The organism is Alteromonas sp. ABM1_013 (genome assembly GCF_056160505.1).
Genome location: NZ_JBSWXH010000004.1, coordinates 100,260 through 114,890 on the forward strand (window position 1 = coordinate 100,260; position 14,631 = coordinate 114,890).

At 45.7% G+C, this 14,631-nt stretch carries 12 protein-coding genes; 8 read left to right on the forward strand and 4 right to left on the reverse strand.

Features of this window, described 5'->3' with window-relative positions; genetic code table 11:
- Positions 1 to 56: 56 nt before the first annotated feature.
- Positions 57 to 3,392, forward strand: coding sequence for an amidohydrolase family protein (locus ACXAGK_RS12350; RefSeq protein WP_474856466.1), 3,336 nt, complete (start codon positions 57 to 59; stop codon positions 3,390 to 3,392).
- Positions 3,393 to 3,468: 76 nt separating this feature from the next.
- Here the strand turns inward: ACXAGK_RS12350 and ACXAGK_RS12355 are convergent, their stop codons facing one another.
- A complete protein-coding gene (locus tag ACXAGK_RS12355; RefSeq protein ID WP_474856467.1) occupies positions 3,469 to 5,013 on the reverse strand; it encodes a hydroxymethylglutaryl-CoA reductase in 1,545 nt (514 codons plus the stop codon).
- 432 nt (positions 5,014 to 5,445) lie between these two features.
- Here ACXAGK_RS12355 and ACXAGK_RS12360 point away from each other — a divergent pair, with 432 nt between their 5' ends.
- From ACXAGK_RS12360 to ACXAGK_RS12390, 7 genes are all read left to right on the forward strand, one after another.
- The gene (locus tag ACXAGK_RS12360) at positions 5,446 to 6,699 is read left to right on the forward strand and encodes an HlyD family secretion protein (RefSeq protein WP_474856468.1); all 1,254 of its coding nucleotides are present in this window, start codon (positions 5,446 to 5,448) and stop codon (positions 6,697 to 6,699) included.
- A gap of 2 nt (positions 6,700 to 6,701) precedes the next feature.
- Positions 6,702 to 8,978 (forward strand): peptidase domain-containing ABC transporter, encoded by a 2,277-nt coding sequence (locus ACXAGK_RS12365; RefSeq protein ID WP_474856469.1) that lies wholly within the window; start codon positions 6,702 to 6,704, stop codon positions 8,976 to 8,978.
- Positions 8,975 to 9,286, forward strand: a complete 312-nt coding sequence (locus ACXAGK_RS12370; protein ID WP_474856470.1) for a helix-turn-helix domain-containing protein — start codon at positions 8,975 to 8,977, stop codon at positions 9,284 to 9,286. The genes ACXAGK_RS12365 and ACXAGK_RS12370 overlap by 4 nt, the downstream gene beginning before the upstream one ends.
- A gap of 47 nt (positions 9,287 to 9,333) precedes the next feature.
- Positions 9,334 to 9,555 (forward strand): hypothetical protein, encoded by a 222-nt coding sequence (locus ACXAGK_RS12375; protein WP_474856471.1) that lies wholly within the window; start codon positions 9,334 to 9,336, stop codon positions 9,553 to 9,555.
- 112 nt (positions 9,556 to 9,667) lie between these two features.
- Complete coding sequence (locus ACXAGK_RS12380; protein ID WP_474856472.1) at positions 9,668 to 10,666, forward strand: ATP-grasp domain-containing protein; 999 nt, start codon at positions 9,668 to 9,670, stop codon at positions 10,664 to 10,666.
- 206 nt (positions 10,667 to 10,872) lie between these two features.
- Positions 10,873 to 11,148, forward strand: coding sequence for a DUF4258 domain-containing protein (locus ACXAGK_RS12385; protein ID WP_474856473.1), 276 nt, complete (start codon positions 10,873 to 10,875; stop codon positions 11,146 to 11,148).
- A gap of 9 nt (positions 11,149 to 11,157) precedes the next feature.
- Positions 11,158 to 11,601 carry a helix-turn-helix domain-containing protein gene (locus ACXAGK_RS12390; protein WP_474856474.1) on the forward strand — a complete coding sequence of 148 codons (444 nt, stop codon included), beginning with the start codon at positions 11,158 to 11,160 and terminating at the stop codon, positions 11,599 to 11,601.
- 121 nt (positions 11,602 to 11,722) lie between these two features.
- Here ACXAGK_RS12390 and hslU read toward each other — a convergent pair whose 3' ends face one another.
- The 3 genes from hslU to ACXAGK_RS12405 form a co-directional block, all read right to left on the reverse strand.
- Positions 11,723 to 13,051, reverse strand: a complete 1,329-nt coding sequence (gene hslU / locus ACXAGK_RS12395) for an HslU--HslV peptidase ATPase subunit (RefSeq protein WP_118491788.1) — start codon at positions 13,049 to 13,051, stop codon at positions 11,723 to 11,725.
- Positions 13,052 to 13,133: 82 nt separating this feature from the next.
- Positions 13,134 to 13,658, reverse strand: a complete 525-nt coding sequence (hslV, locus tag ACXAGK_RS12400) for an ATP-dependent protease subunit HslV (protein ID WP_025257580.1) — start codon at positions 13,656 to 13,658, stop codon at positions 13,134 to 13,136.
- A 357-nt stretch (positions 13,659 to 14,015) separates the two neighbouring features.
- The gene (locus tag ACXAGK_RS12405; RefSeq protein WP_474804324.1) at positions 14,016 to 14,606 is read right to left on the reverse strand and encodes an SPOR domain-containing protein; all 591 of its coding nucleotides are present in this window, start codon (positions 14,604 to 14,606) and stop codon (positions 14,016 to 14,018) included.
- Positions 14,607 to 14,631: the final 25 nt, after the last annotated feature.

A 14,631-nucleotide genomic window follows, 5' to 3' on the forward strand; every position in this document is an offset into this window, starting at 1 on the left:
AGTCATGTACTCTGATGTAGACAGAAAATAAATAACAAGCGGTTGGAAACACCATTATGATAACGACAAAGAAAAGTTTACTGGCCATCACGCTAGTAAGCGCCCTGGGCTTGGGCGTGGCACCTACTTTATACGCCCAAACCGACAGTGAAGAAAAAACAGAATCCGAAGTCGAAAAGTGGGAAGTCAGCAACCCACCTTATGCATTAAACGAAGTCACTATCAAAACAAACGAAACCACCTGGTCTAGCTTAGACGTTGCACCAAACGGCGAGTTTATGGTTTTTGACATGCTGGGCGACTTGTACAAAGTGAGCATGAGTGGTGGCGATGCGACCCCGCTTACCCAAGACTTCGCATGGAATATTCACCCTTCAATTTCTCCTGACGGCAAACACATCGCATTTATCTCGGATAAAGATGGGTTAAGCAACGTATGGGTTATGGATATTGACGGCAGTAATCTTCGTCAGGTAACCAAAGAGAAAAGTAATCTTATCCACTCTCCCAAATGGAGCCCAGACGGCGAATACCTAGTGGTAACCAAAGGCATTATGTCTAGCCGTAGTATTCCGGCAGGCGAGATTTGGATGTATCACAAGTCAGGTGGTGACGGTCTACAGATTAAAGCTCGTAACAGCGGAAAGCGCGACCAACAAAACATTGCCGACCCTGTATTCTCTCATGACGGCAAGTATATTTACTTTACCGAGAATACAGTGCCGGGCGCCCGCTTTGAATATAACCGCGACCCGTTAGAAGGCATTTTCGCTATCACTCGCTACGACCGCGAAACCGGCGAAGAAAGCCGCTATATAAGCGGGACAGGCGGTGCGGTAGTGCCCACCCCTTCACCAGACGGTAAGTACATCGCTTTTGTGCGTCGCGTTAAAGATAGAACCGCGCTTTTCATCAAAGACATCAAAACAGGTGTAGAAACACCGCTGACGTTGGAATTAGAGCGAGATATGCAGGAAGGCTTTGGTTCGGAAGGTTACTTTGCCTACTTCGACTGGATGCCAGACAGCAGCAAAATCGTATATTGGACAGGCGGTAAGTTCCACACCATCAACGTGAAAGATAAAACCACCAGCACAATGAACGTGACCGTTGAAGGTACCGTGAAATTTGCTGATGCGCTTCGCTTTGACGTTGATGTAGCCCCTGAAGAATTTGACGTTCGTATGATCCGCTGGTCTCAAATGTCGCCCAACGGTAAATCCGTGCTTTTCCAAGCGTTAGGTAAACTATATGTGCGCGATGTGAAGTCGGGCAAAATTAAGCGTTTAACAAAACAAAACGATCACGACGAATACTATCCGCGTTTTTCTAACGATGGAAAGTCGATTGTTTATACGACGTGGAATGACCAAGATTTAGGCACCGTTCGCGTGGTTTCTGCTCGCGGCGGTAAAGGAAAAGTCATTACCCAGCAGCCAGGCCACTACATCGAACCGTCGTTCTCTGCCGATGGCGAGAAAGTAGTTTTCCGCAAGTTTACAGGCGGCTACCTGCTAGACCCGAAATATTCGGTTGAGCCAGGTATCTATGTGGCTGACCTTGAAGACGACACGGTAGAAAAAGTATCCGAAGGCGGCTACAACGCGCATTTCGCGGGTAACGACGACCGAGTGTATTTCACCGAATCAGCGGGCGGCGAAGCTTACTACGAAACCCAGCTTTCAAGCGTAAATCTTAAAGGTAACGACAAGCGAACTCATCTTTACGGCGCAGATAAGGTAAGTGAGTACAAACTTTCACATGATAAGAAATGGGTTGCGTTTGTTTACCAGTTCAAAACCTACGTGGCGCCTTTCGTCGAAAATGGCAAGCGCATTACCATAGGCCCGAACATGACCTCACTGCCGGTAACGCAGCTTTCAAGCCGCGCAGGTGAATACTTAACGTGGTCGCCTGATAACAAAACCCTAAGCTGGTTTAACGGCCCTACGCTATTTAGCCGTTCACTTGATGAAGCCTTTGCCTTTGTAGATGGCGCAGCGGAAACCTTACCTGAGCCGGTAGCTGAAGGTATGGATTTGTCGTTTACCACTAAAGCTGACAAGCCATCTGGTTACAAAGCTTTGGTTGGCGGTAAAGTGGTAACCATGCGCGATGCCGACAACACCCAAGAGGTGATTGAAGATGGTGTTGTGCTGATTAAAGACAACCGCATTGAAGCAGTGGGTAAACGTGGTGATGTGACCATTCCTGATGATGCAATGCAAATAGATACAACGGGTAAAACCATTATCCCAGGGCTTGTTGATGCGCACGCTCACGGCTCACAGGGCCGCAATGAGATTATTCCTCAGCAAAACTGGAGTCAGTACTCGAACGTGTCATTCGGTGTCACTACCATTCATGACCCATCAAACGACACGACAGAAATTTTTGCTGCGGCAGAATTACAGCGTAGAGGCGATATTGTTGCGCCGCGTATCTACTCCACCGGCACGATTTTATACGGTGCAGAAGGCCTAGGTTACAAAGCGATTATCAACAATTATGAAGATGCCTATTTCCACGTAGAGCGCTTAAAAGAAGCCGGTGCTATTTCAGTAAAAAGCTACAACCAGCCCCGTCGTGACCAGCGCCAGCAAGTGCTGTGGGCGGCAAAAAATCAAGAGATGATGGTAGTGCCTGAGGGTGGCGGTAAGTTACAACAAAACCTGACTATGCTAGTAGATGGCCATACGGGTCTTGAGCACAGCATTCCTGTGGAAAAAGGTTACAGCGACATCACTCAACTATGGAAAGCGACAGAGTTTGGCTACACGCCGACCTTCGTTGTGTCGTACGGCGGCATGATGGGTGAAGAGTATTGGTACGATAAAACAGAAGTGTGGAAGAACCCGCGCCTTCTTCGCTATACCCCGTCGACTATTCTAGACAGCCGTGCGATCCGCAGACCTACTGCGCCAGAAAATCAGTACAACCACCAAAACGTTGCAAGCTACGCCAAAGAGCTTCGAGATAATGGGGTCAGTGTACATATTGGCGCTCACGGCCAGCGTGAAGGCTTAGCAGCGCACTGGGAGCTGTGGATCATGGAACAAGGCGGCTTCACGCCTTGGGAAGCACTACGCGGCGGTACTATTGATGGCGCGAAACACCTAGGTATGGGCAAAGATCTGGGCAGTATCGAAAAAGGTAAACTTGCCGACCTAGTGGTGATTGATGGCGATGTACTAAGCGACATTAGAAAGAGTGAATTCGTAGAATACACTGTACTAAATGGACGCGTATATGAGTCGGCCACCATGAACGAAGTAGGCAGTAAGAAAAAACGTAAACCGTTCTTCTTTGAACAAGACAATGCGACCTTTATGCCGCAACAAACGGCTGATGAAGTGGAAGCGAAAGCGCACCACTATCATTGGGAGCATTAGTAAATGAACCGCTAAACAAAAGGGGCTTCACATAATGTGAAGCCCCTTTTTACTTTCCGTTAGTTAAATTTACTTGCTACCGGTTACGCCCATACTGTTCGTGTGACGACACCCAGTCTGACGAACTAATGGCTGACGCTAGCGATATCTCACCGGCCAGCACAACCGACGCCACGATTTCTGCAAATTTATACACGCGATCTCGCCCGTAGCAGTCTAACAGTTCCAAGCACTCTCGCTGGGTACCAATACCAGTACCACCGCCATAGGTAGCCACAATAAGCGATGGTATGGTGATAGACACATATAAGTCGCCATCGTCGGTAAGTTCGGAATACATCATGGCCGCTGACGATTCAGATACGTTGGCTACGTCTTGCCCTGTTGCTATAAACATAGCGGTAATACCGTTTGGCGAATGAAGACCGGTGTTATTTACACCAGATAAGAAAGACCCTACTCCAGCCACACGGCCGTGATAATCTATTTGTTTAGGGTCGACGCGCATTACCTCTAACAAATGCTCTCGTTTAATAGTGGCTTCAGCTGTCACCCGTTTACCACGGGTACGCATTATGTTTATTTGAGAGGCTTTTTTGTCGGTAGCAAAGTTAGATTCAAGATAGAAGTTTTCTATCCCCTCGTAATGGTCGAGTATCCATCCGCAGGCAGCAAAAGTTGCGCGCCCCACCATGTTCTGACCTGCAGCATCACCGGTTTTAAAGTTAAACCGTAAAAACGCAAATTTGTTAGACAGAAAGTGGTCGATATAGGTTAGCTTAGCCACGCTTGAGGTCGCTTCAGCTTCTTCTTTAATCTTTTCGAAGTTTGCTTTAATCCATTTAACGAAGTCTCTGGCACCTCGCGCATTTTCAAAGATAAATACCGGCGCGCGCTGCATGGCATCATCAACTACTGTTGCCGTTACGCCACCACTCATGTTAAGTAGCTTCATACCGCGGTTGTACGACGCTACCAATGTGCCTTCAGTAGTCGCTAGTGGTACTACAAAATCACCTTGAGCGTGTTCGCCGTTTATAGTCAACGGCCCAGCAATACCGATAGGAACCTGCGCCACGCCAATGAAATGCTCGATATTGCCTTTAAGCGCTTGCGGGTCGATTGAGTACTTACCTACGTGGTCAATTTTCTTGCCTGTAGCGCTTTCAAAATATTCTTGGCGTGTTTTTATAATGCTTTCGCCATAGTCGTCCATATCGTCACGGGGAATAAAAGCACTGCGTTGACCTGGCGCCGTAATATTATCTTCTACTTCAAATTTAAGCTTTCCAAAAGGTGATGCCGAAAAGCAAATACCCAATTTTCGTTTTTCAGGGCAAGGTGCTTCATCAATATCCAAGTGCACGGTAATAGTTTGACGCAATCCAAACGGCTCTCCGTCCGACTTATTTAACGCTTCAACAGAAATACAGGAATCGGGGGTAAGCTGGAGTGAAATTTTTTCTTCAGGGATTTTCTCTCCATCAAGGGAAATCCATTTTACTTCCTTGATTGTCGCGTCTTTTAATCTGTTTTTAAGAGAAAAAGATAAGCCTTTATTAGTTTTTGTAAGGCTTGCACGTGTGTAAAGTTGTTTTAAAAGTATGCTGGGTACAAACATCTTGCTTCCTTTTACGTATTCTTACCGTGTTATTTTCATATTTCCTTGTTTTTTATAGCACATTCTTTAGACACTTCTATGACTTCTTTGCATCTCTTCGCCGTTTTCTTGTGCAATATCAACTTTCAAATTTAGGCCAAGCGCTTTCAAAAATGCGCCAAGCCCAATGAGGCTGCATGCTACAGAAAAATAGACCTTAAGCACCATTCATCAAGTTCTCACTCCGCCTAAAGTAAATACCGTCACTGCAGTAACGTTGACCACAAGGTATCTGGTAGTAACAAAACGGAGGCGTCACGGATTACGATGCCAAGGATTAATCGCCGATATGGAAGCGGCAGCCAGATACTCTTTATGTGCAAACTAGCACCTAGAAAAAGGGTTGCTTTAACAGGACCCCAAGCGCAAGTAGCGAATTATATAGGGATGAAGATGAGAACAGGGTTGTTTAGAAAAGAAGTTATTGATGAGCAATCAAATGCCGTTGAGGGGAGCTTTTTAATGACCCCTAAACCAGCCTATTCAGCAATAGCAGGGCTGCTTGTCGTGTGGATTGTGGCGGTTGCTGCTTACCTGAACATGGAAAGTTATGCGCGAAAAGCTTCGGTAACTGGATGGCTAGAACCCAGCCATGGTGTTTTCAAGCTTTATTCAGACGCAAGGCGAGGAAAAGTGCTCGACGTTATAGTCAGTGAAGGTCAATTAGTCGAAAAGGGCGCACCGCTAATAAAAATTAGCTACAGCAGCGAGGATGCATTAGGCCATAGAGTCAGTATCCAGTTACTTGCCGAACTAGAATCGAAACAAAATCGCACTCACCAAAGTATTAAGCGCCTGCGCACTTTGCACCTAGCCCAGCAGCAGCGCTTGGAAGAGCAGCTTTCCCAGGCTAAACATACCTCAGAAACGTTGAAAGACATTATTGCTCTAACCCAATCACAGTGGCTTCTAGCATCTAAACAATGGGAAAAAGCACAAACCTTACTTAAGCAGGGACATATTAGCCGTGCCGACTTTGAAACCCATTCGCTTAATCGCTTAAATGCAGAGCAGAAACTAGCTTTAGCAAAAAAGGATTGGAATAGCGAGCAAGCCAACATAGCAGCAATAAATCATGAACTCGCTACCTTGCCTGAGCAACAAGCCAACGAGCTGGCAAATATAGAGAATACTTATAGCGATCTCACCCAACAAATTGTGAGTCACAAAAGTAATGCTGAAGAGATAATTTATGCCCCTCGCAGTGGCGTGATATCAGGCCTTAATGTTAAGACGGGATATACCGTTGACAGCGCTCGCCCTCTACTCACTCTACTCCCTCAAAATGCTGACATTCAAGCGCGAATCGCAGTACCCGTGCGCTCAGCAGGATTTTTACAAGAAGGCCAAGCCCTACATATACGATATGACGCCTTCCCTTATCAAAAGTTTGGTGTGCAGTTTGGCGAGATAGTCAATATTTCTTCGTCGCTTGTCTTACCGGGAGAACTTACCGATGTACCTATTTCAATTAGCGAGCCAGCCTACTTGGTTACTGCCACCTTAGATACAAACGAAGTATTGGCTTACGGCAGCAGTATTTCATTGAAAGCAGGCATGACATTTTCGGCAGATGTTCAATTAAGTCAACGCACGCTTATGGAATGGTTAATGGAACCGCTTTATAGCATTAAAGGGAAGCTGTAATCATGATGAGTTTAACACCCCCTCTTTCGGCACAGCTGTTTCATACAACAAGCAGGGTACCGGTTATTCTGCAAAGCGAAGCGGCTGAATGCGGACTTGCTTGTATGGCAATGATTGCACAGTACTACTCCGATAAGCGCGACCTTAACACTTTGCGTCAAAGCATATCCGTGTCATTACGAGGAACGACCTTAAAAGACGTAATGCGAATTGCCAGTGACCTGGGCTTTCAAACCCGAGCAGTTAAGATAGAAATGGAGCATCTTGCGCAGTTATCTTGCCCAGCCATTTTGCATTGGGATATGAACCACTTTGTTGTTTTGACAAAAGTGAGAGGGAAGCATATTTTCGTTCATGACCCCGCCCTAGGTAAAAGAAAGCTCAATTTTGAAGAAGCCTCAAAGTACGTTACGGGGATTGCGCTTGAGGTCTCACCAAGTGACACATTTAGCCCCAAAAAGTCTGCGCCTCAACTTGGGCTTACTCAGTTTTTCTCCCGTGCCATCGGCTTCAAACGTAACCTACTAACGCTTTTCGCATTATCAATAGTGCTGCAACTTTTTGCCCTTGCTGCACCTTACTACATGCAAACAGTGGTTGATGATGTATTAATTTACAATAACGAGGCCTTGCTCAAAGCTCTTGCTATTGGCTTTGCCCTATTACTGGTTATAGAAACCTTTACAAGCGGTATAAGAAAGTTCGTTATCTTGTCCGTTTCATCCCGCCTACAGCTACAGATGTCTGCATCTGTATTCAAGCATCTTTTAGCTCTTCCCTTAGACTATTTTGACAAACGTCATATTGGTGATGTGGTATCGCGCTTTGGTTCCCTGGCTAGCATTCGGGAATTTTTAACCACTGGGGTCGTTACCGCCATGCTAGATGGAATAATGGCAATCGTCACCTTGGCCGTGATGAGTTTATATTCCTTCAAGCTTACTTTAGTGGTCGTGGTGATAATGCTTATCTATCTGGCCATTCGTCTGGGACTTCTACCATTCATTAAAAGGCATACCACTGAGCGCATTGCCCTGGCCGCTACTGAACAGAGCCACTTTATGGAAAGTGTGCGGGCAATTTTACCTATTCGCGTGTATGGGCAAGAGATACAGCGCCATGGCCTATGGCAGAACAAGCTAGTTGCAACACTCAATAAAGACATCATCTTAGGGAAATTTAACATAGGTAGCACACTGGCAAACCAATTTCTGTTTGGCGTTGAAAACCTAGTCGTTGTTTATATTGGCGCGAACCTTGTCATGCAAGGTACCCTTTCAATAGGCATGTTGCTGGCCTTTATGGCATATAAGACAAGGTTTGTAGGTGCTATCGACGGTATAGTTAATAAGCTTATTGAGCTTAATATGCTAGGCGTTCATTTCAACCGCTTAAGCGATATTTTACTTACACCAGTAGAGCAAAAAACTAAAGTTCAGCCGCTATATAACACTGAGCGTTCGCTCGGCGTTCAAAGTACACAAACGCGTAACCGCTCGGCCTCTACCTCAGGTTCACCTAACTCTCGTCTATTCAACCTGTCCAATGCTGACTCGCCGGAAAGTAGCACATTCGATGGTAGCGCTTTTTCAGGAACTACCGCGCTTAGGGTGAAGTCACTTAGCTACCGCTATGGGGAAAATAGCGAGTGGGTATTTAAAAATCTGACACTTTCAGTAAAAACCGGTGAAATCGTGGCCATTATCGGCGGCAGCGGCTGTGGGAAAAGCACTTTGCTTAAGTGCTTAATGGGCCTTTATCCAGCTTCACAAGGCAGCATAGAGCACCCTAGTACTGTAAATCCTGTCATCGCTTCTGTGCTTCAAGAGGACGCCTGCTTAAGCGGCACTATAGGCCAAAATATCTGTTGTTTTGAAGAAGCCCCAAACCTCAAGAAAATGGTTTATGTAGCACAACTTGCCTGTATCCATCACGACATTATGCATATGCCTATGCAATATCACTCGCTAGTAGGCGATATGGGTAGCAGTTTGAGCGGTGGGCAAAAGCAGCGCCTGCTTTTAGCAAGAGCGCTATATCAAGAGCCTGACATTTTGTTCTTAGACGAAGCGAGCAGCCATCTAGATATGGCCAATGAAGCTCAGATAAATCATCACCTCAAATCCCTGAATATGACCCGAATTATTGTGGCACATCGCCCCCAATCTATCGCCATGGCAGACAAAGTTTATCGTCTGGAACAAGGCACATTACAACCATGCTCTCCCTCTGAAGTAACAGGAAGCGCAACATCTGGTAAACACGGAGAAACATTATGAAAAACCATGAAGTAAGAGAACCCGCAGTATTGATGACAACTGCTGAGCGCATGCAAATAGATGCAAGTGGCATAACCGCTCGTGGCGCCGTTATTCCCATGGACTGTTTGTCGAAACGTGAGCTACAGGTAGTACACAAAATAATGGAAGGCCGCTCTAACAAAGTGATCGCTTCGGAGCTATTTATCAGCGAGCGAACCGTTAAGTTTCACTGCGCCAACATTTATAAAAAACTCAATATCAGCAGCCGTTCAGCACTTATCGCCTGCTGTTTTCGAACCCTTTACCGAGAAGTGGTTTCGCTTTAAGCGCACCCACTTCTTCACTCAACACGCCACTACAAGGAGCGTACTTTATGAAACACCATCAACTAAATCACAACCAACCAAATCTAAGCCCACCAGCAAGCACCGAGCCCGTTGCTTTAGCGGAAGCGCAACTGTTTGAGGTATCCGGCGGTCTACGCGTTCGTTTAAGCGATACCTCACCGGTAGTTGGCCCTGCCCCCAAAGAACCGGTTTATATCACCATGGCCATTGGTGAAGGCGGCGGCAAACTACCAGATATTTTGTCATAGCTTTAACCCCCTTAGCGTCAGCATATGGATAGCCGGTGTTTACGAACTGTCTATATGTTGCGCTTTTTAAAAACAATACTCTTCACCCATAACCCGCTAGCAAGGAATGCGAATGCACGTTGCACTTTTAGGAAGTGAGCAAGACCCACAAATTCAACACGTAGCGAAGGCGCTTAGTCAAACAGCTACCCCTTTTTATATCGCTAATACGCAACAGTTCGGTTCAGCTTGGAGTATTAGCTATGACCCTGATTTTGATGACGGATTAGTCCATTTCAATTCACCGACACTCTGCGACCAACCTAGAGTGACTTTTTCGAACACCAAAGCAGCCTACTGGCACGAATATTTGCCGGGAGCTTCGTGGACAGCATCAGGTGAGAATAGTCGTCCCAAACGCGCCGTGAATAACAACATTAAGACCGAAAAGCCGAATGATAATCCATCTAAACTGCTAGCTGATGCAACTTGGACCGAGCAAGAACGGGCGAGCACATTACTTTGTTGGTTTAGCTATAGCGACATCAAGTGGGTCAATTCTATCGATGCCGTGAGAAGCCACCAATGTAAGCCTTATCAATCACGCATTGCTGGCAAGTTAGGTGCACATATACCCTACACCTTTGTTGGCAATGCCCCCGAAGTCGCCTCTCAGTTTTGCAACAACATGCGTGATGTTGTTTATAAGCCCGTGCGCGGCGGTCGCACGGTACAATTTGTAAATAAACTACCTAATATGCGCCCGCTCCTAAATTCACTTTTAAATGAGCGCCCTGTGACCTTCCAAAAATACATTGTGGGCGAAAATGTACGTAGCTATGTACTAGGCGATGATGTGCTAAGCGTACAAATCGACTCAAGCGAACTAGATTATAGAAACGACGACAATGCCAGTGTGTCTGTGACTATTATCCCAAACGAGGTGCAGCGTATGGCTATTAAAATTTGCCAAGCGTTAGGCATGCATTGGTGCGCAATCGACTGGCGCAGAAGTGCGAAGGGAAAGTACTTTTTTCTAGAGGCGAACCCGAGTCCCTACTTTTTAAAGGTAGAAAACGATACCGGTCTAGATATAACAGGCAAATTGGTGGCACTGCTTGTGGAGGTTTAGTTTTTATAACACTTTAATAAAGCCATTTGCTTCTAGGCGCTTTTGTAAACTGCCCTAGATGTTATCCACATCACTTTTGAAGATGCATATTGACAATACCCACCAAACCTATCAATATGATAGGTAATGGATTAATAATTATGGCCCTAAAGCCCCCCAAAGGCGTTAAGGAATTCCCTCTTAGCGCGGAAACTGCAAGGAAGAAAATGAGCGACCTTGCAGAAAACCATACTCATAGGATTCGATGGAGTAAACATGTTAAACAGCGTATGCATGAGCGAGGAGTAACTACAGGTCAGGTGATGACTTTACTCAAGAGTAAATACTCAGTTTTTAGGGAAGGACCATATCTTGAAATTACCGGAGATTGGAAATTTAATCTGAAAGGTTTGGCAGCGGGGAAAGTTATCGAACTAACCGTAGCACTAAAGAACCATCATGATAATCCAACTTCAGTTCTAGTTACTGTTTGGATAGTTTGAGAGGTTTATATGTACCATTACACTGAAAGTGGGTTATCAAATGTGTTTTTGAAAAATGGTGTTACTGTTGAGATTGTCGACGGCGAAGAATACACAAGTATTGACGACATGAACGGCCTCCATAGCGCGATCGCTCAAGCGATTGTAGACACCAGCAGACCTCTTGCACACGATGAGTTTAAATTCTTACGTATTGAATTGAATCTTTCTCAAAAAATACTCGCGACTCGGTTTGGTGTAGATGAACAGACCATTGCACGTTACGAGAAAGGTCAAACGAAAATTCCAAGGACGACAGATGCGGCTTTGAGAGCCCTTTACATGGAAAGCCAAGAGAAGAATAACCCTGTGAGTTACTTTCTTGATCTACTTGCCGATACTCAAGCTGAAGAAGCTGCGAGTATAATTCGCCTTGAAGAAATTGAAGCTCAATGGGAAAAAGTGAAAGACTAAATCTTATTTTTTCACATAAAAAAGCCGACTACATTCATAGAGTCGGCTTTTTACTATCTGTTTGTGTAGAAGTGAGCATTCACAACCGAACTACAGGAAGAGGCCTCTACTTAGCATTTATTTAAAGGATGAAACGCGACAGGTCTTCGTTATCTACCAAGGTTTCTAGGTGGCTATTAACGTAGTCTGCATCAATCACGAACGACTCACCACTTTTCTCTGAAGCATCAAACGAGATATCTTCCATAAGGCGCTCAAGCACTGTATGCAAGCGACGCGCGCCAATATTTTCAGTGCGCTCATTCACCTGCCACGCTGCCTCGGCTATACGCTGAATGCCAGAATCGTCGAAACTGATATCAACTCCTTCCGTTTTCATTAACGCAACATACTGCTGAGTTAATGATGCGTTTGGCTCGGTAAGAATACGTTTAAAGTCGCCCACTTTCAGCGCAGCAAGCTCAACACGAATTGGTAGTCGACCCTGAAGCTCTGGGATAAGATCCGACGGCTTGCTCATTTGGAATGCACCTGAAGCAATAAACAAGATATGGTCGGTTTTAACCATGCCGTGTTTTGTCGACACCGTAGAACCTTCTACAAGTGGAAGCAGGTCACGCTGCACGCCTTCACGAGAGACATCGCCTGAGGTATTGCCTTCACGCTTACAAATTTTGTCAATTTCGTCTACAAACACAATACCGTGCTGTTCTACTGACTCAATGGCTTTTTCTTTCAAATCTTCTTGATTTACAAGGCGTGCCGCCTCTTCTTCAATAAGCAGTTTGAACGCTTCTTTAATTTTCAGCTTCTTCTTTTTCTTTTGCGAACCCGACAAATTCTGAAACATGCCTTGAAGCTGATTAGTCATTTCTTCCATACCAGGAGGCGCCATAATTTCTACGCCCATCTGTGGAAGTGCCACATCAATTTCAATTTCTTTGTCGTCTAAGTCGCCTTGACGAAGCTTTTTGCGAAATGCTTGGCGGGTCCCGCGATCTTCAACGTCTTCTTTGTTGCCCCATGCGTCTTCTGGAGGAGGAAGTAAAACGTCTAAAATGCGCTCTTCCGCTGCTTCTTCAGCGCGGAATTTCACTTTCTTCATTTCGTTTTCTTTCGTCATTTTTACCGCGATGTCGGCAAGATCACGAATGATGGTTTCAACTTCTTTACCCACATAGCCCACTTCGGTGAACTTTGTCGCTTCAACTTTAATGAAGGGCGCGTTAGCAAGTTTAGCTAAACGGCGAGCGATTTCGGTTTTACCCACCCCCGTTGGACCAATCATCAAAATATTTTTTGGGGTAACTTCTTGGCGCAGCTCAGGCTCAAGCTGCATACGACGCCAGCGGTTTCTAAGTGCAATAGATACAGCGCGCTTGGCATCTTGTTGACCGATAATGTGTCGGTCTAACTCGTGAACAATTTCTCTTGGTGTCATCTCAGACATGAATAAACCCTTTTCTAACAATACTTGTTGTACTTGCTACGCAAACGAGCGACAACAAGCCAATAACAGCGTTCGCTATTACTTAGTAATCTAGTACATCAACCGTTTGGCTATGGTTAGTGAATACGCAAATATCACCGGCAATGGTCAGCGATTTTTCAGCAATTTCCTTAGCGCTTAGCTCGGTATTGTCTAAAAGTGCAGTAGCTGCCGCTTGTGCATAGTTACCACCAGAGCCAATCGCGATAAGATCTTGCTCTGGCTGCACTACGTCCCCGTTACCGGTAATGATAAATGACGCGGTTTCGTCGGCTACGGCAAGTAGGGCTTCGAGTTTGCGTAACGCCCTGTCGGTCCGCCAGTCTTTGGCAAGTTCAACCGCCGCCTTGGTTAAATGGCCTTGGTGCGCTTCAAGCTTGGCTTCAAAGCGCTCAAATAGCGTAAATGCGTCGGCCGTGCCGCCGGCAAAGCCCGCTAAAATTTTGTCGTGGTATAAGCGGCGCACCTTGCGCGCATTCCCTTTCATTACGGTGTTGCCCAGTGATACCTGTCCGTCACCGGCCATTACCACTTGATTCCCACGTCGTACAGATACAATCGTTGTCACGTTAATTCCCCGTTTAGCTGGGCGCTGCTGCGTTTTATATGTACCTTTTTCGCGGAACTAAGGCAGCAGCGTAATAATTCAATAACAAATAAGTGGGGGAAGGCTTTTTAATTTCAAGGGTAATACAAAAGAATGTGCCTTCAGAGGGGCCTACTATATGGGCTTTACACATACGTTGTTTATTGAATACGCTGTTTATAGAGTGCATACTCGCGGCAACACACCCTAAGGCCAATTGAGATAATGCCTAGGTGATAAAATGCAGATAAAGTAGCAATACTGAAGTCACTACATAAATGCAGCTCGCCTAGAAGCGAGCTCGTTCTTTGCTGTCTGATAGCGCTCTGGAAAGAACTGCTACAAATTCCAGTACCAAATTTGGCATGTGGCAATGTTTACTTTACGCAGACTATGCTTGGCTTTTTCCGCATCGCGCTTAGATTCATATGGGCCAAGAATAACGCGGAACCAATCGCCGTTGCTGCCGGTGCTGTGTCTGATAAGCGCTTCTAAACCCTGAAATGCAATTTTAGCTTTCATCTCTTCAGCCTGGGCGCGGGTTCTAAATGAGGCGCACTGCATAAGATAGCGTTTGTCAGACTTTTCCTGCTCTCTTACTTCAACTTCTACTTCATACCCTGGCAGGGTCTTAATGTACTCCCACTCTTCTTCAGGCAGCTCAGGTAAAGACTCTTCTGTTGGCGCAACAGGTCGTGAAGCTTGAGTATCTACGTCATCCTCTACATTGTCTTTTATCGACCATAAAAATACACCGAAGCCAATCACTAAAGCGAAAATGCCTATAAGGCGCACGATAGGAAGCTTCCCAGAAACTGGGGCGTTAGCTTGTGCGTTTGATCGCGTATTTGTGGCTGGCTTTCTACCTTTACCAGCGGGCTTCTTTTTTTGAGGAGAGCGTCCACGAGAGACATAATCGCGTTGAGCCATAGTCGGCAATATTCCTACTTGTTAT

Excerpts from the sequence above, each read along its gene's own strand:
- ACXAGK_RS12375 (WP_474856471.1), top strand. The coding sequence starts at position 9,334 with ATGAAACACCATCAACTAAATCACAACCAACCAAATCTAAGCCCACCA.
- hslU (WP_118491788.1), bottom strand. The coding sequence starts at position 13,051 with ATGTCTGAGATGACACCAAGAGAAATTGTTCACGAGTTAGACCGACAC.
- ACXAGK_RS12380 (WP_474856472.1), top strand. The coding sequence starts at position 9,668 with ATGCACGTTGCACTTTTAGGAAGTGAGCAAGACCCACAAATTCAACAC.
- ACXAGK_RS12390 (WP_474856474.1), top strand. The coding sequence starts at position 11,158 with ATGTACCATTACACTGAAAGTGGGTTATCAAATGTGTTTTTGAAAAAT.
- ACXAGK_RS12350 (WP_474856466.1), top strand. The coding sequence starts at position 57 with ATGATAACGACAAAGAAAAGTTTACTGGCCATCACGCTAGTAAGCGCC.
- ACXAGK_RS12355 (WP_474856467.1), bottom strand. The coding sequence starts at position 5,013 with ATGTTTGTACCCAGCATACTTTTAAAACAACTTTACACACGTGCAAGC.
- ACXAGK_RS12370 (WP_474856470.1), top strand. The coding sequence starts at position 8,975 with ATGAAAAACCATGAAGTAAGAGAACCCGCAGTATTGATGACAACTGCT.
- ACXAGK_RS12385 (WP_474856473.1), top strand. The coding sequence starts at position 10,873 with ATGAGCGACCTTGCAGAAAACCATACTCATAGGATTCGATGGAGTAAA.
- ACXAGK_RS12365 (WP_474856469.1), top strand. The coding sequence starts at position 6,702 with ATGATGAGTTTAACACCCCCTCTTTCGGCACAGCTGTTTCATACAACA.
- ACXAGK_RS12360 (WP_474856468.1), top strand. The coding sequence starts at position 5,446 with ATGAGAACAGGGTTGTTTAGAAAAGAAGTTATTGATGAGCAATCAAAT.
- ACXAGK_RS12405 (WP_474804324.1), bottom strand. The coding sequence starts at position 14,606 with ATGGCTCAACGCGATTATGTCTCTCGTGGACGCTCTCCTCAAAAAAAG.